Source organism: Lactococcus petauri (genome assembly GCF_023499275.1).
In the GTDB taxonomy this organism is placed as follows: domain Bacteria; phylum Bacillota; class Bacilli; order Lactobacillales; family Streptococcaceae; genus Lactococcus; species Lactococcus petauri.
In genome coordinates this window covers 157,324-175,476 of the sequence record NZ_CP094882.1, presented here as the reverse complement: position 1 = coordinate 175,476, position 18,153 = coordinate 157,324, and the positions used below count along the sequence as shown (strand labels likewise).

The window sequence follows — 18,153 nt, the reverse complement described above, 5'->3', positions numbered from 1 at the left end:
GTATGTCTTTCATACCCTTTTTTCGTTTATTTTGCTGGAACTTCAATTTTTCCTGAAACAATATCAGCTTTTGCTGCTTCAACTGCTTTCCAAGCTTCATCTGAAGCATTATCTCGAGCAAGTGTTACACCGCCGTTAGAAAGATCATACTTGAGGTTTTCACCACCAGGGAATTTCCCTTTTTCTGTTCTATTGGCAATATCTTTAACTGCGTTTCCAACTTCTTTAACTGTTGAAACAAGGACAAAGTTTGATTTTTTTCCATCTTTTGATGTATACCCACCTAAATATTCTTGGTCCTGGTCAACACCAACAACCCATACTTTATCTTCTTCTTTTCTTGTTTCATTCAAATTCTTAGCTTCTGTGAACAAACCTGTTCCGACACTACCTGCTGCTTGATAAATCACATCTGCACCACTAGCGTACATTGCTGAAGCCATTGTTTTACCTTTGCCGGCATCTGTGAAGGACTGCGCATATTGTACATCAACTTTGATATCTGGTGATACTGATTTGGCACCCGCTGTAAAGCCTGTTTCAAAAGCGGCAAGAACATCTGACTTGATCCCACCGATGAAACCAACATGATTTGTTTTACTTGTTTTTGCTGCTGCTACACCTGCAAGGTAAGCTGACTGTTGATCCGCAAAAGTTGCAGAGACCACATTGTCTTTACCTTCGATGACCGAATCGATAACAGCAAATTTTGTATCAGGATTGTTTTGTGCGGCTTGAGAAGTTGCTTCGTGCAAAACAAAGCCAATGCTGAACACAAGATCATAACCACCTGAAACGGCCGAATTAAAGTTTGAAGTGAATTCAGCTGGAGAGTTAGATTGGAAGTAGTTAATTCCCTTTCCTTTTGAAAGCCCGTTATCTTTACCCCAAGCTTGAAGACCTTCCCAAGCTGATTGGTTAAATGAGCGATCATCAACCCCATCATTACCTAAAACTAAGGCTGCATTAAGGTCTGTTTTTCCTTGCGATCTTTCTGTATTGCGTCCTCCGCAACCTGCAAGTACAATTACTGATGCAAGTGCTACTGTCGCAAGTGCAAAAATTCGTTTGTTCATTCTTCTCTTCCTTTCACATTTAAAAACAATTATACCTTAAAATTTAATGTACATTTTTACTTATTTAATTCGACATCTTGAAAATTTTTACAATTTCCTCAGAAAAAAAGTCCAGATAATCTGAACTTTTTTAATTACTATTTAACTTCTTCAATTGTTACCAAGTGTGAAATTGAGTTAGCCATGCCGCGAAGTGCTGCATTGTCTTCTTTCACAACTGATGAACCAAGTTTACCAAGGCCAAGTGCAACAACAGTTTTACGTTGTGCAGGGATACGGCCGATTGGTGATTTTACCAATGTAATTTTGATTTGAGCCATGATATCCTCCTTATGCCAAATCGCTTACTGATTTGCCGCGGAGTTCCGCAACTTCTTCAGCGCGTTTCAATTGTTGCAAACCTTCAACTGTTGCGCGAACAACGTTGATTGCTGTGTTTGAACCTAATGATTTAGATGTTACGTCAGCAACACCTGCGAGTTCGAGGACGGCACGAACGGCACCACCTGCGGCAACTCCAGAACCTTCTACAGCTGGTTTGATAAGGATTTTACCACCGCCGAATACACCAAGTACTTCGTGAGGTACAGTAGTTCCTACCATAGGAACTGTCACGATGTTTTTCTTAGCTGCTTCGATAGCTTTACGGATTGCTTCTGGAACTTCTTGAGCTTTACCAGTACCGAAACCTACGCGACCGTTACGGTCACCAACTACAACAAGTGCAGCAAAGCGGAGACGACGTCCACCTTTAACAACTTTAGTAACGCGGTTGATACCAACAACGCGTTCTTCGAATTCTTTAACTTCTTCGTTTCTAGCCATTTTAATGATTACCCCTTTCCTTAGAATTTCAATCCAGCTTCACGTGCAGCTTCTGCAAGTGCTTGGATACGTCCGTGATAGAGATAACCACCGCGGTCAAATACAACTGCTTCGATGCCTTTAGCTTTAGCAGCTTCAGCAACAAGTTTACCAACTTCAGCAGCTTGTTCTGTTTTAGTACCAGTCAATTTGAGTGATGATGCAGATGCAAGTGTTACAGCTGCTTCGTCATCAATAACTTGTGCATAGATGTTTGTGTTTGAACGGAAAACGTTCAAACGTGGAGTCTCAGCAGTACCTGAGATTTTTCCGCGAACGCGAATGTGGCGTTTTTGACGGAGTTTGTTTTTATCTGGTTTAGAAATCACAATTCTACCTCTTTAAATATTTTATATTTCGATAGTTTCTGCCATCGATTTTCTTGCAAAAAATGCAAGCGGGAAGTTTCTGTCTGTACAGAATTTTGGCAAACTTACATTCACCAAATGACGGATCATAATCTCAAAGAGATTATTTACCAGTTTTACCTTCTTTACGACGTACGAATTCGCCAACGTAACGAATACCTTTACCTTTATAAGGTTCTGGTGAACGACGGCTACGGATGTAAGCAGCTGTTTGACCAACAACTTCTTTATCTGAACCTGAAACGTTGATGTGTGTAGCATCTGGAACTTCGAAAGTGATTCCTGCTGGAGCTTCGATTTCGTCTGGGTGAGATTTACCAACAGCCAATACAAGTTTTGAACCTTGAAGTTGTGCACGGTAACCAACCCCGATCATTTCGAGTTCTTTACGGAAACCTTCGCTAACACCAACAACCATGTTGTTGAAGTTTGCACGAGTTGTTCCGTGGATAGTTTTCATTTCTTTAGAATCATCTGGACGTTTGAATGTTACTTCAGAACCATTGATTTCCATTGTGATTGCTTCTGCAAATGTACGAGTCAATTCGCCTTTAGGGCCTTTAACTGTTACTGTTGCGCCATTTTGTTCAACTGTTACACCAGCCGGCAAAACAACGACTTTATTACCAATACGTGACATGTTTTTTTACCTTTTCTGTTAAATTATCAAGAGTATTTCTACTACCTGTTTTCACAATTATAATACTTTCAGCTTACCGGTAAAGGATTACCAGATGTAAGCAAGAACTTCACCACCGATGTTCTTAGAACGTGCAGCTTTGTCAGTTACAACGCCTTCAGAAGTTGAGATGATTGCTGTACCAAGTCCGTTAAGTACGCGTGGTACTTCGTCAGATTTAACGTAAACACGGAGACCTGGTTTAGAGATACGTTTCAAGTTAGTGATAACTTTTTCGTTGTTTTTTCCGTATTTCAAGAATACACGGATAACACCTTGTTTGTTATCTTCAACGTACTCAACGTCTTTCACATAACCTTCAGCTTTGAGGATTTCTGCGATTTCACGTTTGATTTTTGAAGCAGGTGCTTCAACAACTTCGAAACGACGCATGTTTCCGTTACGGATACGTGTGAGGAAGTCTGCAATTGGGTCTGTCATTACCATAATGTAATTTCTCCTTATTTGTAGTTTGGGTTTGTTCAATCCCACTTTCAAATTAATGAGGTCTTTTTAAAAAGACCGAACTTATATAGTTTATCAAATTATTTCTCTCGTGTCAATAGGCTCGGGTGTTTCTTCCTCCATTTAATTTTTGATAGATAAAAAACACAGCTTCTAAAATATACGCTGTGTTTTCTCATTAATAAAGATATCTCGACTAAAGAGTTATTCTTCTCTCTCTTCCGTTTTTTCCTGAAGAACCGAGGTTTTGGAAAAAGAAAATATTTTAAAGACAAGGAAACTTAATAAGATACAAATAATAAGAATTTCCATCATCTATTCTCCATTTTCTAACCTCTGCATAGTATTTAAAGCTTCTTGCCAGGTTGGCACTGAAAAACCAATAGCTTCTGTTTTCTTTATACTCAATGTGGAATTGTAAGGTCGTTTCACATTTGATGCAAGCTCTACTGTAGCAAGGGGTAAAAGCTTGACTTCTTCTTGGCGCAAAATATATTTTGCAAATTTAAACCAAGAAATATTTTCGGCTTCAACTTTTGCGTTGGTCAGATGATAAATACCATATTTTGGTTTATGCTGCACCAAGTAAATCATAAAATCAGCTAATGTTCTAGTCCAAGTTGGGCAACCAAATTGATCATTGACCACCATAATTACTTGATCATCTTTATTCTTGGCTTTATTTTTCATAGTGGAGACAAAATTATTACCGTAGCATCCAAAAAGCCAGCTTGTACGAATAATATAATGTTTGGTAGTATTTTTCTGCACAGCATTTTCACCCAATAGTTTTGTATAACCATAGTGGGTTTGTGGGTGTGGAACATCGTCTACTTCCCATTCTTTCCCAAGCTCTAAGTTGCCGCTGAAGACATAATCAGTAGAGACATAAAGTAATAATGCCCCCACATTCTCAGCTGCCTGTGCAATATTTTCGGTACCGACAGCATTGACCTGCTCGGCTAAATGTCGCTCTTCTTGTTCTGCTTTTTCGACTGCAGTATAGCCTGCACAAAGATAAATAATTTGTGGTTTATGACGAGAAAAATACGCATCGACTGCAACTTTATCGGTGATATCTAGCTCGTGTGACCCCGTAGCCAGATAAGGAATTTTTTCTCTATCAAACCGTAAGCAAAGTTCCCGCCCCAACAAACCATTTTTTCCTATAATCAGATTCATTCTTGACTTTCTAGTGACTGAATCACTTCACGCAACTGTTTAACGGAGTTTTTAAAAGCTTTACGTTCGTATGCATCAATATTTAATTCGATAATTTCTCTTACGCCAGTTTGATTTACGACGGATGGAACACCAGTGAAGATACCTTCTTCACCATATTGACCTTCTAGGTATGATGAAACAGGAAGAACTGCTTGTTCATTATTTAGAATGGCTTTTACTATCCTAGCCGTGCTCATTCCGATACCATAATAAGTCGCTTTTTTACGGTCAATAATTTCATAAGCGGCATTTTTCACCTTGTCTGATAAAGTTTGTAAATCGCCAACTTCTAAGCGATTGTTTTGCACGATAAATTCAAGAATTGGTTTACCACCAACCGTCGTATGCGACCATACCGCAACTTCTGAATCCCCATGTTCACCAATAATATAACCGTGGATACTTCGAGGATCCATCTCAAGTTTTGTCGCGAGTTCTTTACGAAAACGTGTCGTATCTAAGGTTGTTCCCGTTCCTACAACCCTAGAAGCTGGTAGACCTGAAGCTTTCCAAGCACAGTAAGTCAGAACATCTACAGGGTTAGAAGCAATAACAAAGACGCCATCAAAACCAGATTTCATTACCTCATCCACAATAGATTTCATTATTTTAGCATTTGTATCTACAAGTTCTAACCGTGTTTGTCCTGGTTTTTGATTAATCCCTGCTGTAATGACAACTACGTTTGCATCTTTACATTCTTCATAACCGCCAGATTTGACATTTACATTTTCTTGACCCCAAGCAATTCCGTCAAGGAGGTCCAAAGCTTCCCCCTCAGCTTTTTCCTGATTCACATCAATCAGCACAAGGTCATTAACAATTCCTTGATTAATCATCGAATAAGCAATGCTTGTTCCGACAAATCCTGTTCCAACAACGACTACTTTTCTATTTGTTACTTGCATATTTACACTTCCTTCTGTATTATTTCTCTATCTCTATATTAAGCCATAATTAGACATTTGTAAAATGAATTAATTTAATGATAGATATTAATTTGTTTAATTAAATTTGGCGTTTATACTGATGTAGAAAAATACTGCTCATCTGATAATAGCGTGGAGCAAACTGCCGAATGTTTTCGGAATGATAGCCCACTAAAAATTTATTATGATCAACAATCAAAGGTGTCTGTAACACTTCAAAATTTTCGCTGAGATAAACGACTGCCTCATTAAAATGCATCTGTTGGAGCTGAAGAATTTTTCGGTGCAAATCCTCTGTGCAACGCTTCGTCGACTTCACGATATCATCAATACCATTTTCAGTTAGTCGAAGCATATACGACAAGTCTTCACAGCTCACACAATCTATCGTACATTTTCGATAAGGAATATGATGTTCATTCAGCCAATTTATCGCCTTTCTACTGGATAAACAAGAGTTGCGATAGTAGATAGTAATCATTTTTTCTCCTTTATAATATCTGTGCTTTTTCTATAAACATTGTAGAGCTTTCTTTTTAATTTGTAAAATAAATCTATTTAATACAAAGAATTATTAAATATAATCAAAACTTCAAATAATTAATTAATATATATAATTATAACTATCAAAAAGATTCATTTTACCTATCCTTAACTTTATAGTATACTAAGACCGTAGTTAATCACTCAATCATGTTGAAGACACCTTGAAAAGTTCTTTGGTCCCAAGCGGCCCTTTACTCAAAAAATTTATGACAAAAAACAATTACAATTCTCTTTTCAATCTGTTAAAAACTTGATTTTAAAGCAGTACTTTTCATACTGCTTTTTTTACACTTTATAATTCAATACTTCTGCGATATGCAGGATATCCGTACTTATTTTTCGTAAATTGTTAAGAATTCGAATATCTTCAAAGTCTGATCGTAGTAAATCTCTATTGACTTGAGTAAGATTAAGAATTTCTCGCTCTAACTTTTTAATCTCATCCAGTATTGTTTCTTCTTCCTGATGTTGTTTATCTTTAAGGAATGTAAAAACTTGATCTAGCATCCTCTCTATTAATGGTACGATAGACTCCATGACTAGCTTAATGGCCAATTCATTTTTTTCCTTGTCCTCTTCCTCCTCCGAGTAATCGTAAACATTCAGCGTCAACACGATATCTTTGGTATATGCCTCAATCTGGGCCAAATAATTTATAATTTTATATGCCCTTCCGACAGAAATAGCATATTTATCCTTTAGCTCAACTGTATTAAGAGTGACAAGTGCCCGATTAATCTCCTGTACCAAGTAGTTAATCAAAGTTTCATTCATAAGACTCGTGCTATTTTTTTCTCTACGTTGAACATTCATTCCTTCGGCAAAATCCTCTTGCACAAGTTCAAATGTTCTTTGAATTTCTTTAAGGATCTGCTCAACTTCAATCTCTGGTGTGCGGAGTAACCTTCGATCAATAAATTTTAGTTTCAGGTGCGCTGTATCATCTGGTGCATTTTTAACACACTTTTCCGCCAACTGAATAATAAATCTCGAGAGCGGCAGCAAAATAAAAAGTGTTGCAACATTAAAAACAATATGTGCATAAACCAGCTGTAGCGCAATATTCTCGGAAGTATTCTGAATAAGACTCACAAACCCAAAAGGCAAAACAGTCAAAACAGTGAAAATAAGCGCTCCAATAATATTGAACCATACGTGCACCATTGCAGCTCGCTTGGCTGTTTTATTTCCACGGAGTGAAGCTAGGAGAGTCGTCACAACAGTCCCCACATTAAAACCATATAGGATAAATATAGCTTGATGCAAATCTACTACAATCCCCGCAGTAACCATCGTTAATAAAATACCTACTGAAGCAGTTGAACTTTGGATCAAAGCGGTAACAGCAAAACCAACCAATAAACCCACGAGGGGCATTTGCGTATGAGTAAACAGTTCCGCCATGAGAGGTGCTTCTCTTAAAGGAACCATGGATACACTCATCAGATTTAGCCCTAAGAATAAGAGCCCAAACCCTAGCAAAATCATCCCCATATGATTGAAAGTTTTGCGCTTCATAAACAGCGTAGCAATCGTGCCGATAAAGATAACAAAGGGAACAATGTCTTGAATATTAAATGTAAATAAAATGCCCGTTAAGGTCGTGCCAGCATTGGCCCCCATAATGATTCCTGCAGCTTGACTCAGATTCATTAATGAAGAATCAATAAATCCTAAAACCATGACCGTTGTTGCTGTCGAACTTTGAATGATAGCTGTTATAATAAAACCTAAAAGAGCGCCAAACCATTTATTCCGTGTTAGACGTTGCAATATTTTTTTTAATTGAGATCCGGCAATCAAGCTTAAACCATCACTCATCAAGCTCATACCGTATAAAAAAAGGCCCAAACCGCCTAATAAGAAAAAGATGTCGTAGATGGTCATCATAAATTCTCCAGTTTTAATTCATGCTCAATTTGTTATTCCTTATATTTAAGTATATCTCATTTTAATTTCACAAAGAAATAATATCGTAATAAAACCTCTTTTATAAAACAAAAAAACTTTCTCATTTGAGAAAGTATTTTTATATGTTAGAACCACAATCCCCCGTGGAGATTGCATGGGCAATAAGCTAAGCTTCTGACATGCCCTTTTTATATCAATTTCAAATTACCAAGATGCTTTCTTAACGCCTGGAAGTTGACCTTTGTAAGCCAACTCACGAAGACAGATACGGCAAAGTTTAAATTTGCGGTAAACTGAATGTGGGCGTCCGCAGCGTTCGCAACGAGTGTAGGCTTGCGTTGAGAATTTTGCAGGGCGTTGGTTTTTAACAACCATAGATTTCTTAGCCATTAGTTATTCTCCTATCCTATTATTTAGCAAACGGCATGCCAAGTTTAGCAAGCAATTCATGTGATTCTTCGTCAGTGTTCGCAGTTGTTACGATAACAACATCCAAACCACGTACTTTATCAACATCATCGTATGAGATTTCTGGGAAGATCAATTGTTCTTTCACACCAAGTGTGTAGTTTCCGCGTCCATCAAACGCTTTGTTTGATACACCGTGGAAGTCACGTACACGTGGAAGAGAAACAGTTACGAGTTTATCCAAAAATTCGTACATGCGTTCGCCACGAAGAGTTACTTTCGCACCGATAGCTTGACCTTCACGAAGACGGAAAGCCGCGATTGATTTTTTAGCTTTAGTAATCAACGGTTTTTGACCAGAGATCAAAGCCAATTCAGCAACGGCTTTGTCAAGGTTTTTAGAGTTGCTTACTGCATCCCCAACACCCATGTTAAGCACGATTTTTTCAACTTTTGGCACTGCCATGATTGAAGTGTAACCGAATTTTTCAGTCAATGCTGGTACTACTTCGTTAGAGTATTTTTCTTTTAAACGATTAGTCATATTCTTTCTCCTTCCCGTCTTAGTCTAGGACTTCGCCTGATTTTTTGTTGAAACGAACTTTTTTGCCGTCAACTTCTTTATAACCAACACGACCAGCTACACCGTTTTTGTCGAGCACTTGTACGTTAGAAACGTGGATAGGTGCTTCGATTTCAAGGATAGCGCCGTTTGGATTAACAGCGTCTGGTTTTTGGTGTTTCTTCATGATAGCAACACCTTCAACGATGACTTTGTTCATTTTTGGCAAAGCTTTGATTACTTTACCTGTTGTACCGCGGTCTTTACCTGCGATAACTTTTACAGTATCTCCAGTTTTTACAAACATTTGATATTCCTTTCTTACGCCCTCTGGGCACCCTACATGTAGGGGACTATTTCTATCTATGATAGAAGTGGATTTATAAATGTGGAATAAAATTCCTTTTGTTGATTTTGACATCAATAGCGGGATACTCTCCCGCTATTTCGACATCCTCTAAATATTAGAGAACCTCAGGTGCCAAAGAAACAATCTTCATGTAACCAGCTTCGCGAAGTTCACGAGCTACTGGGCCAAAGATACGTGTTCCTTTAGGTGTTTTATCGTCACGGATAATAACTGCTGCGTTTTCGTCAAATTTGATGTAAGATCCATCAGGACGTTTAGCACCAGATTTAGTACGAACGATAACAGCTTTAACAACTTCACCTTTTTTAACAGCTCCACCAGGGGCAGCTGATTTTACTGTAGCTACGATAACATCACCAATACCAGCGAATTTACGGCTTGAACCACCGAGTACACGGATAGTCAAGATTTCTTTGGCACCAGAGTTATCTGCAACTTTCAAACGGCTTTCTGTTTGAATCATGCTTTTTTCCTCCTAGTTAGCTTAGATAATTACAGCTTCTTCAACGATTTCGATCAAGCGGAAACGTTTGTCTTTTGAAAGAGGACGAGTTTCCATGATACGTACGATATCACCAGTTTTGGCAGTATTGTTTTCGTCATGAGCTTTGTATTTTTTAGAGTAGTTAATGCGTTTACCATAGACTGGGTGGTTACGTTTAGTTTCTACGACAACTGTGATAGTTTTATCCATTTTGTCTGAAACCACGCGGCCTTGATAAACTTTACGTTGATTACGTTCCATTTATGTATTTCTCCCGATCTATTTAGTCAATTCGCGTTGCACAGTTTTAACACGTGCAATTGTTTTCTTCACTTCGTCAAGTTTCGCTGTGTTTTCGAGACGACCAGCTGCAGCTTGGAAACGAAGTTCAAACAATTCTTTTTTCAATTCAGCTTCGCGTGTAGCCAATTCGTCGATTGACAAAGCGCGGAGATCCTTGAGAAGTGATTTTGTTTCGTTCAATTTCATTCTGCGTCACCTCGTTTTACAAATTTAGTCTTGACTGGAAGTTTGTGAGATGCAAGACGCAAAGCTTCACGTGCTACTTCTTCACTTACACCAGCAATTTCAAACATGATTTTACCACGTTTAACTGGTGATACCCAACCTTCAGGAGCACCTTTCCCTGAACCCATACGCACACCAATAGCTTTGGCTGTGTAAGATTTATGAGGGAAGATTTTAATCCAAACTTGACCGTTACGTTTCATGTAACGAGTCATAGCAATACGGGCTGCTTCGATTTGACGGTTAGTGATCCAGTGAGAAGTAGTCGCTTGAAGACCAAATTCACCGAATGCGATTTCTTTACCGCCTTTAGCTTCGCCACGCATTTTACCGCGGAATTCACGACGGTGTTTTACACGTTTTGGTACTAACATGGATTAATTTTCTCCTTTCACAGATTTTTTAGTTGGGAGAACTTCACCACGGTAGATCCAAACTTTAACGCCGAGTTTACCGTAAGTAGTGTCTGCTTCTTCCCAAGCATAGTCGATATCCGCACGCAATGTGTGTAGTGGAACTGTACCTTCAGAGTATCCTTCTGCACGGGCGATGTCCGCACCGTTCAAACGACCAGATACTTGAGTTTTGATACCTTTAGCTCCTGCACGCATAGCACGTTGGATAGCTTGTTTTTGAGCACGACGGAAAGCGATACGTGCTTCAAGTTGTTTAGCAATTCCTTCACCAACTAAGTGAGCATCCAAGTCAGGACGTTTGATCTCAACGATGTTGATGTGAACTTGTTTACCAGTGAGTTTGTTGAGGTCTGCACGAAGTGCATCAACGTTAGCACCAGATTTACCGATAACCATACCTGGTTTTGCAGTGTGCAAAGTAACGATAACTTTGTTTACAGCACGTTCAGTTTCAATAAGTGAAACTGAAGCATCAGCAAGTTTTGTTTGAACGAGTTGGCGAATTGCCAAATCTTCGTGAAGGTAATCCGCATATTCTTTCTCAGCATACCATTTGGCATCCCAGTCGCGAATAACGCCAACACGCATACCAATTGGATGAATTTTTTGACCCACGATTTTACCTCCTTATTCTTTCTCAGCCACTACTACTGTAATGTGGCTAGTACGTTTGTTGATTGGTGAAGCTGAACCTTTCGCACGTGGACGGAAACGTTTCATTGTTGGTCCTTCGTTGACGAAAGTTTCGCTAACTACCAAGTTAGCTTTTTCAAGACCAAAGTTGTTTTCTGCATTAGCGATAGCTGAGTTCATTACTTTAAGAACTTCTGCAGCACCTTTAGTCGGTGTGAATTTCAAGATTGCGATTGCATCCGCAACACGTTTACCACGAATCAAGTCTGTAACAAGACGAGTTTTACGAGGTGAAACGCGAACTGTTTTTGCAGTTGCTTTAGCTGAAGTGATTTCTGCCATTTTGTTCTCCTCCTATTAACGTCTAGTTTTCTTGTCGTCAGCAGCGTGACCACGGTATGTACGAGTTGGTGCAAATTCACCTAATTTGTGTCCAACCATATCTTCTTGAACATAAACGGGAACGTGTTTGCGACCATCGTAAACAGCAATTGTAAGTCCTACAAAGTTAGGGTAGATTGTAGAACGGCGTGACCAAGTTTTGATCACTGATTTCTTTTCGGCGTTTTCTTGAGCTTCGACTTTTTTCATCAAATGCTCGTCAGCGAAAGGCCCCTTCTTAAGACTACGACTCATGTTTTTGAGTTCTCCTTTAAATTTGATACCACGCTGGCTACTAGGGCCAGGTTGGCGGATGATTTATATAGATATCTTCTCGACATCTTACTAAAGTTGACAAGATTTATCAATTTTAGTAAGACGCCGAGAAGGCACCTCAATAAAATATCTTACGCACAGATACAAACTTAACTTTTTTAACAAAAGTAAAGCTTGCCTTATGCTGCAAAATTATTTATCGTTGATACGTTTAACAATAAGTTTGTTAGAACGTGCGTTTTTATTACGTGTTTTGAGACCAAGAGCTGGTTTGCCCCATGGAGTCATTGGTGATTTACGACCAACAGGTTGTTTACCTTCACCACCACCGTGTGGGTGATCATTCGGGTTCATTACAGAACCACGAACTGTTGGACGGATACCACGCCAACGTGTACGACCCGCTTTACCATAGTTGATCAAGTTGTGTTGTTCGTTACCAACTGTACCAACTGTAGCACGACAAGATGAAAGAATCATACGCATTTCGCCTGATTGAAGACGAACGAGTGTATATTTACCTTCTGTACCAAGTACTTGTGCAGATGTACCAGCTGAACGTACGAGTTGTCCACCTTTACCAGGTTTCATCTCGATGTTGTGGATCAAAGTACCAACTGGAATGTTAGCAAGTGGCAATGCGTTACCAACTTTGATATCTGATTCAGGACCAGATACAACTGTCATACCAACTTCAAGACCTTTAGGTGCAAGAATGTATGATTTGATACCATTTTCGTATACGATAAGGGCAATATTAGCTGAACGGTTTGGATCGTATTCGATTGTAGCAACTTTAGCTTTTACGTTATCAGTTGTACGTTTGAAGTCGATCAAACGGTATTTACGTTTGTGTCCGCCACCGTGGTGACGTACTGTAATGCGGCCAAGGTTGTTACGACCAGCGTTTTTGCTAAGACTTACAAGCAAGCTCTTTTCAGGAGTACTTGTAGTGATTTCTGCAAAATCGCTACCAGTCATGTTACGACGACCGTTTGTGGTAGGTTTGTAAACTTTAATTCCCACGATTTTCCTCCTCTATTATTCTGCGTCTTCGCCGAAGATATCAATAGATTTTGAACCTTCAGTCAAAGTGATAATTGCTTTTTTGTAGCCAGGTTTGAAACCTGTGTAACGACCAACACGTTTAGCTTTAGGCTTAACGCTGATTGTGTTTACAGATGCAACTTGAACACCTTCAAATGCTGCTTCAACAGCTTGTTTGATAAGGAGTTTGTGTGCGCGAGCATCTACTTCAAAAGTGTATTTCTTTTGATCCATTGCTTGCATAGAAGCTTCTGTAATAATTGGTTTACGGATTACGTCATAAAGAGACATTATGCAAGAACCTCCTCAATTTGAGACAGAGCTGCTTGAGTAGCAAGAACTTTGTCAGTGTTTACAAGATCAAGTACGCTTACTGAGCTAGCAGTTGATACTTTCACGTTTTTAAGGTTACGAGCAGAGAGTTCTGCGAATTCGTTACCTTCGTTAGGAAGAACAACAAGCACTTTACGTTCGATTGAAAGAGCTTCAAGAACTTTAGCGAATTCGCTAGTTTTTGGTGCTGAGAAGTTCAACTCGTCAACAGCCAAGAGTGTGTTGTCGATAACTTTTTGTGAGTAAGCTGATTTAAGAGCCAACTGACGTACTTTTTGTGGAAGTTTGTAAGCATAGCTACGTGGGTTAGGACCGAAGACAGTACCACCACCACGGAATTGTGGTGAGCGGATTGAACCTTGACGGGCACGTCCAGTTCCTTTTTGACGCCATGGTTTTTTACCGCCACCAGATACGAGTGAACGGTTTTTATGAGCGTGTGTACCTTGACGGAGGCTAGCACGTTGTGAAAGAACGACATCAAATACTACAGTTTCGTTTGGTTCGATACCAAATACTGCATCGTTAAGTGTTACTTCACCAGCTTGTGTGCCGTCTTGTTTAAATAATGATACTTTTGCCATTATAATCTATCTCCTTTCCTTATTATTTAGATTTGATCGCTGATTTAATAACGATCAATGATTTTTTAGATCCAGGTACGTTACCTTTTACAAGGATAACGTTTTGTTCTGGAAGTACTTGTGCGATAACAAGGTTTTGTACAGTAACTTTTTTGTTACCCATACGTCCCGCAAGGCGTTTACCTTTAGGAACTTTGTTAGCCGCAACAGGACCCATTGAACCAGGACGACGGTGGTAACGTGAACCGTGAGCCATTGGCCCGCGTGATTGACCCCAACGTTTGATTGGTCCTTGGAAACCTTTACCTTTAGAAGTACCGGTAACATCAACGACATCTCCAGCTTCGAAAGTATCAACTTTAATTTCTGATCCAACTTCTAAGCCTTCGATTCCTTTGAATTCACGAATGAAGCGCTTAGGAGCTGTGTTAGCTTTAGCTACATGACCTTTGGCAGGTTTGTTAGACAAAACTTCACGTTTGTCATCGAAACCAACTTGAACAGCTTCATAACCGTCTGTATCGACAGTTTTAGTTTGAAGCACAACGTTCGGAGTTGCTTCGATCACAGTTACGGGGATTAATTCACCGTTGTCTGTGAAGATTTGAGTCATTCCCACTTTTTTCCCTAAGATTCCTTTTGACATGAGAATTACCTTTCTTATAATTTAATTTCGATGTTTACGCCACTTGGAAGATCAAGTTTCATCAATGAATCAACAGTTTTTTGTGTTGGTTCGATGATGTCGATCAAACGTTTGTGTGTACGCATTTCAAATTGTTCGCGAGAGTCTTTGTATTTGTGAGTCGCGCGGATAACTGTGTAGACGCTACGGTCAGTTGGAAGTGGGATTGGACCACTTACTTCTGCGTTTGTACGTTTTGCAGTTTCTACAATTTTTTCAGCAGCAGCGTCAAGGATACGGTGTTCGTATGCTTTGAGGCGGATACGGATTTTTTTAGTTGCCATTTTTTCTCCTTCGTCTATTTGTTAATAGGCTAGCTCAGCGGGAAAACCGACACTGAAGTATGGCAATACTTTCGGGTGTGTCGCAACCTCTCGCTTCGTCGCTAATACTGTAATTTTTACAGCACCTATCTATTCTACCAAAGCGACTTTGTCTTGTCAAGGGCATAATACCTTTTTATTTAATTTATTTTTAGCTCACTCATATGTCTTCTCTTTTACTTCTAGCCCTTACTTTACGTGAATATTTTGCGACAGAATAATTCACATGGCTTTAGAAATACTATATAATAGTAATAAATACATATTAATTAATATAGGAGAACTTATGATTAAAGAATTCAAAGAATTTATTTTACGTGGTAATGTCTTAGATTTGGCAGTTGGGGTTATCATTGGTGCTGCTTTTACGGCCATTGTCACTTCTTTGGTAAATAACCTTATCAACCCACTTATTGGTCTTTTTGTTCAAGATGGCGCTTTGACACAAATGTCAGTTAAGGTTGCTGGTGCAACTTTTGCCTATGGGGCTTTCTTAAATGATGTTTTAAACTTCTTGATTACAGCCTTTGTCATCTTCATTCTCATAAAAGCCATCAACAAGCTTTTCCCTAAGAAAGAAGAGCAAGAAGAAATTGTTTCTAACGATGAATTAGATACTCTGCGTGAAATCCGTGACCTTTTGAAAGAAAAAGAACTTTCAAAATAACATTACACACTAAAAACCTCTATTATAATAGAGGTTTTTAGTGTGTAAGAAAAGTTCTAACTTTCCTATCAAAATTGAATTTTAAAAAGACAAAGCGGAAAAAATTATCTGCAAGCACGGCAAACCAGATGCCTTCTAAGCCCAAGGTAAATGTTTGACTTAGAATATAGCCGAGACCCACACGTATAATAAGCATCCCGATAATTGTTGTATATAAAGGAAGTTTTGCATTACCTATTCCTTGAAAAGCCGCCGTATAAGTGGTCGTTCCAGTGACAAAAAAAGTTGCCAAAAAAGAAAAGAGGATAACTGTGTTACTTGAAGCTATAGCGACAGTGTCTGTCGTAAAAAGATTACTTAATGATGTAGAAACTAAGACAAGAAGCAAACCAATACTCAACATCATCCCTGTCGCTAGCCAGTAGGTTCTTTTAATATATGACTGAATGGCTCCATAGTTATGTTGTCCAAACTCTTGAGCCACCAAAATAACTGTTACGGTAGCTAAACCGAATGCCGGCATATAGTTAAACTGAGTAATACTTTCGCCGATCGCATTTCCTGCAAAAACCCGATTTCCAAGAGCAATAATCAGCACCATGATTACCAAATCTCCTAGACGCATCGCCAAACGTTCACCAGCGGCCGGAATTGTTAAAAAGATCAGTTCTCTACTGATTTTTTCAGAGAAAAAGTTTTTCGTAGGTTGTAAATCCTTATCTTTGAGTTTTTTCCAGAGATACAGAAGCGCTACGCCCCTCGAAAAGATTGCTCCTAAGGCAGCTCCCATAATTCCCATATGAAAAACAAATATCAAAAGGGCTGAGAGAGCGATATTTAAAATATTGGCAAAGAGACTCGCATACATGGGTGTACGGCTGTCCCCATTTGCTCTGATAATGGCTCCAAAACTGGTCATTAAGGCCAGCAAAATAATTGTCCCACCAACCAAAAGGAGGTACTCTTGACCTAAAGTCGCTACCTCCCCACGCCCACCAAAAAAGTGCACGAGAGGTTGTGCAAAAAGAGCCGTAAGAATCCCAATAGTCCCTCCCAGTAATGCAGTGAGCTTTACCCCTGCGTTCACCATTTTCTTTGACATTTCACGTGCAAGGAAGCTTGATAAAATTGTCCCTAAAGCTATGAAAACGGCCTGATAAACGGTGATAATATTATTGGCTAGTGACACACCTGCTACAGCTGTGAGTCCAATTCGGGTGACTAAAAAGGTATCACTAATCCCCACCAGCATCTGCAGAAAATTCTCAACTACGGCTGGGAGCGCAAATTTTAATATTTCTTTTGTAGATTTCATATCCCTAATAAATAAGAGCGCACCCTTAACGATACGCTCTTATTTTTTATCCTTCAACTTCTTCGATTTGGTGTAAATCAAGCTCTACTGGTGTTTCACGACCAAACATATCGACCATAACTTTAATCTTATCGTCGCCTAGGACTTCTGTGATTGGCGCTTCAAATCCTGAGAAGGCGCCATCAATGATACGTACACGTTTACCCACAAAGATATCAAAATCAATTTCACGTACAACTTTACCCATACCAATAAGGATTTCTTGAATTTCTTCTTCAAAAAGTGGCGTTGGTTTTGAACGGTTACCGTGTGACCCAACGAAACCTGTAACGTTCGGTGTATTACGAACGATAAACCAAGCTTCATCTGTCATGTTCATTTCTACCAAAACATAACCTGGGAAGAGATTTTCTTCAACATCTTTCATCTTACCGTTCACTTCTGAGCGAACTGTTTCTGTCGGAATTTCAACACGAAGAATTTTATCTGCCATGTTATAAAGTTCTGCACGTTCAAGCAAATCTTCTTTTACTTTTTTCTCATAACCAGAATAAGTTTGGATAACAAACCAGCCTTGGTCAAAACTTGTTAATGTACTTTCGTCCATTGGAGTACCTCTTTATTGTTTTTTATTTTTTTAGTTTCAAATTTATGAGTTCATGTTCTGAACGGATTGTATAAGAAAAAGGCTTTCGCCTCTTCTTTCATTATATCACTAATTACGTACAAATGGAAGCAGATGCTGTACAGCACTTGTGATACCATTTTGTGTTACCCAGTCAAAAATCATCAAAAAGATGAGGAAGAAAACTGTATATTCAATAACCATGAAAAAATCAATGACAGACTGCTTACGTGTCGGCCACGTTGTTAACTTCATTTCTTTGACAACACTTCCAATAAATTTAAACATTTGACTTATCTCGTTTCCTTATGCAAAGTATGTTTGCCACAGCGTGAGCAAAACTTCTTGACTTCTATGCGTTTTTCTTTTGCTGTACCGGACAGTTGAAGAGAATAGTTTCTCGAACCGCACACCGTACAGGCCAATCCTGCTTTTTTTAACATGCTATTATTTT

At 39.0% G+C, this 18,153-nt stretch carries 30 protein-coding genes; 1 reads left to right on the top strand and 29 read right to left on the bottom strand.

The window, feature by feature from the left end; genetic code table 11:
- Positions 1–26 precede the first annotated feature (26 nt).
- The 25 genes from lgb_RS00920 to rpsJ all read right to left on the bottom strand — a co-directional run bounded on the left by lgb_RS00920 (position 27) and on the right by rpsJ (position 15,053).
- The gene (locus tag lgb_RS00920; protein WP_003133762.1) at positions 27–1,076 is read right to left on the bottom strand and encodes a BMP family lipoprotein; all 1,050 of its coding nucleotides are present in this window, start codon (positions 1,074–1,076) and stop codon (positions 27–29) included.
- Positions 1,077–1,213: 137 nt separating this feature from the next.
- Entirely contained in the window at positions 1,214–1,396 is a 183-nt protein-coding gene (gene rpmD, locus lgb_RS00915) for a 50S ribosomal protein L30 (RefSeq protein ID WP_003134512.1), read from the bottom strand.
- Between the two features lie 10 nt (positions 1,397–1,406).
- Positions 1,407–1,901, bottom strand: a complete 495-nt coding sequence (gene rpsE / locus lgb_RS00910) for a 30S ribosomal protein S5 (RefSeq protein WP_003133760.1) — start codon at positions 1,899–1,901, stop codon at positions 1,407–1,409.
- A gap of 20 nt (positions 1,902–1,921) precedes the next feature.
- Complete coding sequence (rplR, locus tag lgb_RS00905; RefSeq protein ID WP_003133759.1) at positions 1,922–2,269, bottom strand: 50S ribosomal protein L18; 348 nt, start codon at positions 2,267–2,269, stop codon at positions 1,922–1,924.
- 142 nt (positions 2,270–2,411) lie between these two features.
- A complete protein-coding gene (gene rplF / locus lgb_RS00900) occupies positions 2,412–2,948 on the bottom strand; it encodes a 50S ribosomal protein L6 (RefSeq protein WP_019291431.1) in 537 nt (178 codons plus the stop codon).
- 87 nt (positions 2,949–3,035) lie between these two features.
- Entirely contained in the window at positions 3,036–3,434 is a 399-nt protein-coding gene (gene rpsH, locus lgb_RS00895) for a 30S ribosomal protein S8 (RefSeq protein ID WP_003133755.1), read from the bottom strand.
- 333 nt (positions 3,435–3,767) lie between these two features.
- On the bottom strand, positions 3,768–4,634 hold the full coding sequence (gene rfbD, locus lgb_RS00890) for a dTDP-4-dehydrorhamnose reductase (RefSeq protein WP_019293001.1): 867 nt from the start codon (positions 4,632–4,634) through the stop codon (positions 3,768–3,770).
- Positions 4,631–5,584, bottom strand: coding sequence for an L-lactate dehydrogenase (locus tag lgb_RS00885; RefSeq protein WP_019291434.1), 954 nt, complete (start codon positions 5,582–5,584; stop codon positions 4,631–4,633). Before lgb_RS00885 ends, rfbD begins: the two co-directional genes overlap by 4 nt.
- A gap of 100 nt (positions 5,585–5,684) precedes the next feature.
- Positions 5,685–6,086 (bottom strand): ArsC/Spx/MgsR family protein, encoded by a 402-nt coding sequence (locus lgb_RS00880; RefSeq protein ID WP_019293002.1) that lies wholly within the window; start codon positions 6,084–6,086, stop codon positions 5,685–5,687.
- A 350-nt stretch (positions 6,087–6,436) separates the two neighbouring features.
- Positions 6,437–8,038: a Na/Pi cotransporter family protein gene (locus tag lgb_RS00875; RefSeq protein WP_029345653.1), complete on the bottom strand. Its 1,602-nt coding sequence runs from the start codon at positions 8,036–8,038 to the stop codon at positions 6,437–6,439.
- 228 nt (positions 8,039–8,266) lie between these two features.
- Positions 8,267–8,452 (bottom strand): type Z 30S ribosomal protein S14, encoded by a 186-nt coding sequence (locus lgb_RS00870; RefSeq protein WP_003129946.1) that lies wholly within the window; start codon positions 8,450–8,452, stop codon positions 8,267–8,269.
- Positions 8,453–8,471: 19 nt separating this feature from the next.
- The gene (rplE, locus tag lgb_RS00865) at positions 8,472–9,014 is read right to left on the bottom strand and encodes a 50S ribosomal protein L5 (RefSeq protein WP_003133751.1); all 543 of its coding nucleotides are present in this window, start codon (positions 9,012–9,014) and stop codon (positions 8,472–8,474) included.
- Between the two features lie 19 nt (positions 9,015–9,033).
- Positions 9,034–9,339, bottom strand: coding sequence for a 50S ribosomal protein L24 (gene rplX / locus lgb_RS00860; protein ID WP_003133750.1), 306 nt, complete (start codon positions 9,337–9,339; stop codon positions 9,034–9,036).
- 157 nt (positions 9,340–9,496) lie between these two features.
- A complete protein-coding gene (gene rplN, locus lgb_RS00855) occupies positions 9,497–9,865 on the bottom strand; it encodes a 50S ribosomal protein L14 (protein WP_003133749.1) in 369 nt (122 codons plus the stop codon).
- 21 nt (positions 9,866–9,886) lie between these two features.
- Positions 9,887–10,147: a 30S ribosomal protein S17 gene (gene rpsQ, locus lgb_RS00850; RefSeq protein ID WP_003133748.1), complete on the bottom strand. Its 261-nt coding sequence runs from the start codon at positions 10,145–10,147 to the stop codon at positions 9,887–9,889.
- Positions 10,148–10,165: 18 nt separating this feature from the next.
- Positions 10,166–10,375 carry a 50S ribosomal protein L29 gene (gene rpmC / locus lgb_RS00845; RefSeq protein ID WP_003133747.1) on the bottom strand — a complete coding sequence of 70 codons (210 nt, stop codon included), beginning with the start codon at positions 10,373–10,375 and terminating at the stop codon, positions 10,166–10,168.
- A complete protein-coding gene (gene rplP, locus lgb_RS00840; protein ID WP_003133745.1) occupies positions 10,372–10,788 on the bottom strand; it encodes a 50S ribosomal protein L16 in 417 nt (138 codons plus the stop codon). The genes rpmC and rplP overlap by 4 nt, the downstream gene beginning before the upstream one ends.
- Before the next feature lie 3 nt (positions 10,789–10,791).
- A complete protein-coding gene (gene rpsC / locus lgb_RS00835) occupies positions 10,792–11,445 on the bottom strand; it encodes a 30S ribosomal protein S3 (RefSeq protein WP_003133744.1) in 654 nt (217 codons plus the stop codon).
- 12 nt (positions 11,446–11,457) lie between these two features.
- The gene (gene rplV / locus lgb_RS00830; RefSeq protein ID WP_003133743.1) at positions 11,458–11,805 is read right to left on the bottom strand and encodes a 50S ribosomal protein L22; all 348 of its coding nucleotides are present in this window, start codon (positions 11,803–11,805) and stop codon (positions 11,458–11,460) included.
- 15 nt (positions 11,806–11,820) lie between these two features.
- Positions 11,821–12,099, bottom strand: a complete 279-nt coding sequence (gene rpsS / locus lgb_RS00825; protein ID WP_003133742.1) for a 30S ribosomal protein S19 — start codon at positions 12,097–12,099, stop codon at positions 11,821–11,823.
- A gap of 213 nt (positions 12,100–12,312) precedes the next feature.
- A complete protein-coding gene (rplB, locus tag lgb_RS00820) occupies positions 12,313–13,146 on the bottom strand; it encodes a 50S ribosomal protein L2 (protein ID WP_017368757.1) in 834 nt (277 codons plus the stop codon).
- Between the two features lie 15 nt (positions 13,147–13,161).
- Complete coding sequence (locus lgb_RS00815) at positions 13,162–13,458, bottom strand: 50S ribosomal protein L23 (RefSeq protein WP_003134519.1); 297 nt, start codon at positions 13,456–13,458, stop codon at positions 13,162–13,164.
- A complete protein-coding gene (gene rplD, locus lgb_RS00810) occupies positions 13,458–14,084 on the bottom strand; it encodes a 50S ribosomal protein L4 (protein ID WP_003133739.1) in 627 nt (208 codons plus the stop codon). The genes lgb_RS00815 and rplD overlap by 1 nt, the downstream gene beginning before the upstream one ends.
- Before the next feature lie 22 nt (positions 14,085–14,106).
- Positions 14,107–14,730: a 50S ribosomal protein L3 gene (rplC, locus tag lgb_RS00805; protein WP_003133737.1), complete on the bottom strand. Its 624-nt coding sequence runs from the start codon at positions 14,728–14,730 to the stop codon at positions 14,107–14,109.
- 14 nt (positions 14,731–14,744) lie between these two features.
- Entirely contained in the window at positions 14,745–15,053 is a 309-nt protein-coding gene (rpsJ, locus tag lgb_RS00800) for a 30S ribosomal protein S10 (RefSeq protein ID WP_003129973.1), read from the bottom strand.
- Positions 15,054–15,378: 325 nt separating this feature from the next.
- Here rpsJ and mscL point away from each other — a divergent pair, with 325 nt between their 5' ends.
- On the top strand, positions 15,379–15,759 hold the full coding sequence (gene mscL / locus lgb_RS00795) for a large-conductance mechanosensitive channel protein MscL (protein ID WP_019291438.1): 381 nt from the start codon (positions 15,379–15,381) through the stop codon (positions 15,757–15,759).
- A gap of 37 nt (positions 15,760–15,796) precedes the next feature.
- On the opposite strand, the gene lgb_RS00790 is transcribed toward mscL, so the two are convergent.
- The 4 genes from lgb_RS00790 to rpmG form a co-directional block, all read right to left on the bottom strand.
- Positions 15,797–17,074 carry an MATE family efflux transporter gene (locus lgb_RS00790; RefSeq protein ID WP_019293004.1) on the bottom strand — a complete coding sequence of 426 codons (1,278 nt, stop codon included), beginning with the start codon at positions 17,072–17,074 and terminating at the stop codon, positions 15,797–15,799.
- Positions 17,075–17,120: 46 nt separating this feature from the next.
- Positions 17,121–17,681, bottom strand: a complete 561-nt coding sequence (gene nusG, locus lgb_RS00785) for a transcription termination/antitermination protein NusG (RefSeq protein WP_003133733.1) — start codon at positions 17,679–17,681, stop codon at positions 17,121–17,123.
- Positions 17,682–17,789: 108 nt separating this feature from the next.
- On the bottom strand, positions 17,790–17,987 hold the full coding sequence (secE, locus tag lgb_RS00780) for a preprotein translocase subunit SecE (protein WP_003133731.1): 198 nt from the start codon (positions 17,985–17,987) through the stop codon (positions 17,790–17,792).
- 5 nt (positions 17,988–17,992) lie between these two features.
- Positions 17,993–18,142: a 50S ribosomal protein L33 gene (rpmG, locus tag lgb_RS00775; RefSeq protein ID WP_003134525.1), complete on the bottom strand. Its 150-nt coding sequence runs from the start codon at positions 18,140–18,142 to the stop codon at positions 17,993–17,995.
- Between the last annotated feature and the right edge of the window lie 11 nt (positions 18,143–18,153).

Coding starts and splice junctions, on each gene's coding strand:
- rplN (WP_003133749.1), bottom strand. CDS start 9,865: ATGATTCAAACAGAAAGCCGTTTGAAAGTTGCAGATAACTCTGGTGCC.
- lgb_RS00870 (WP_003129946.1), bottom strand. CDS start 8,452: ATGGCTAAGAAATCTATGGTTGTTAAAAACCAACGCCCTGCAAAATTC.
- rplF (WP_019291431.1), bottom strand. CDS start 2,948: ATGTCACGTATTGGTAATAAAGTCGTTGTTTTGCCGGCTGGTGTAACA.
- lgb_RS00880 (WP_019293002.1), bottom strand. CDS start 6,086: ATGATTACTATCTACTATCGCAACTCTTGTTTATCCAGTAGAAAGGCG.
- lgb_RS00790 (WP_019293004.1), bottom strand. CDS start 17,074: ATGAAATCTACAAAAGAAATATTAAAATTTGCGCTCCCAGCCGTAGTT.
- rpsS (WP_003133742.1), bottom strand. CDS start 12,099: ATGAGTCGTAGTCTTAAGAAGGGGCCTTTCGCTGACGAGCATTTGATG.
- rplD (WP_003133739.1), bottom strand. CDS start 14,084: ATGGCAAAAGTATCATTATTTAAACAAGACGGCACACAAGCTGGTGAA.
- secE (WP_003133731.1), bottom strand. CDS start 17,987: ATGTTTAAATTTATTGGAAGTGTTGTCAAAGAAATGAAGTTAACAACG.
- rpmG (WP_003134525.1), bottom strand. CDS start 18,142: ATGTTAAAAAAAGCAGGATTGGCCTGTACGGTGTGCGGTTCGAGAAAC.
- nusG (WP_003133733.1), bottom strand. CDS start 17,681: ATGGACGAAAGTACATTAACAAGTTTTGACCAAGGCTGGTTTGTTATC.
- rplV (WP_003133743.1), bottom strand. CDS start 11,805: ATGGCAGAAATCACTTCAGCTAAAGCAACTGCAAAAACAGTTCGCGTT.
- rpsJ (WP_003129973.1), bottom strand. CDS start 15,053: ATGGCAACTAAAAAAATCCGTATCCGCCTCAAAGCATACGAACACCGT.
- rfbD (WP_019293001.1), bottom strand. CDS start 4,634: ATGAATCTGATTATAGGAAAAAATGGTTTGTTGGGGCGGGAACTTTGC.
- rplC (WP_003133737.1), bottom strand. CDS start 14,730: ATGTCAAAAGGAATCTTAGGGAAAAAAGTGGGAATGACTCAAATCTTC.
- rpsH (WP_003133755.1), bottom strand. CDS start 3,434: ATGGTAATGACAGACCCAATTGCAGACTTCCTCACACGTATCCGTAAC.
- lgb_RS00920 (WP_003133762.1), bottom strand. CDS start 1,076: ATGAACAAACGAATTTTTGCACTTGCGACAGTAGCACTTGCATCAGTA.
- rplP (WP_003133745.1), bottom strand. CDS start 10,788: ATGTTAGTACCAAAACGTGTAAAACACCGTCGTGAATTCCGCGGTAAA.
- rpmD (WP_003134512.1), bottom strand. CDS start 1,396: ATGGCTCAAATCAAAATTACATTGGTAAAATCACCAATCGGCCGTATC.
- lgb_RS00815 (WP_003134519.1), bottom strand. CDS start 13,458: ATGTCTCTTTATGACGTAATCCGTAAACCAATTATTACAGAAGCTTCT.
- mscL (WP_019291438.1), top strand. CDS start 15,379: ATGATTAAAGAATTCAAAGAATTTATTTTACGTGGTAATGTCTTAGAT.
- rplE (WP_003133751.1), bottom strand. CDS start 9,014: ATGACTAATCGTTTAAAAGAAAAATACTCTAACGAAGTAGTACCAGCA.
- lgb_RS00885 (WP_019291434.1), bottom strand. CDS start 5,584: ATGCAAGTAACAAATAGAAAAGTAGTCGTTGTTGGAACAGGATTTGTC.
- rpsE (WP_003133760.1), bottom strand. CDS start 1,901: ATGGCTAGAAACGAAGAAGTTAAAGAATTCGAAGAACGCGTTGTTGGT.
- rplX (WP_003133750.1), bottom strand. CDS start 9,339: ATGTTTGTAAAAACTGGAGATACTGTAAAAGTTATCGCAGGTAAAGAC.
- rpmC (WP_003133747.1), bottom strand. CDS start 10,375: ATGAAATTGAACGAAACAAAATCACTTCTCAAGGATCTCCGCGCTTTG.
- rpsQ (WP_003133748.1), bottom strand. CDS start 10,147: ATGGAACGTAATCAACGTAAAGTTTATCAAGGCCGCGTGGTTTCAGAC.
- lgb_RS00875 (WP_029345653.1), bottom strand. CDS start 8,038: ATGACCATCTACGACATCTTTTTCTTATTAGGCGGTTTGGGCCTTTTT.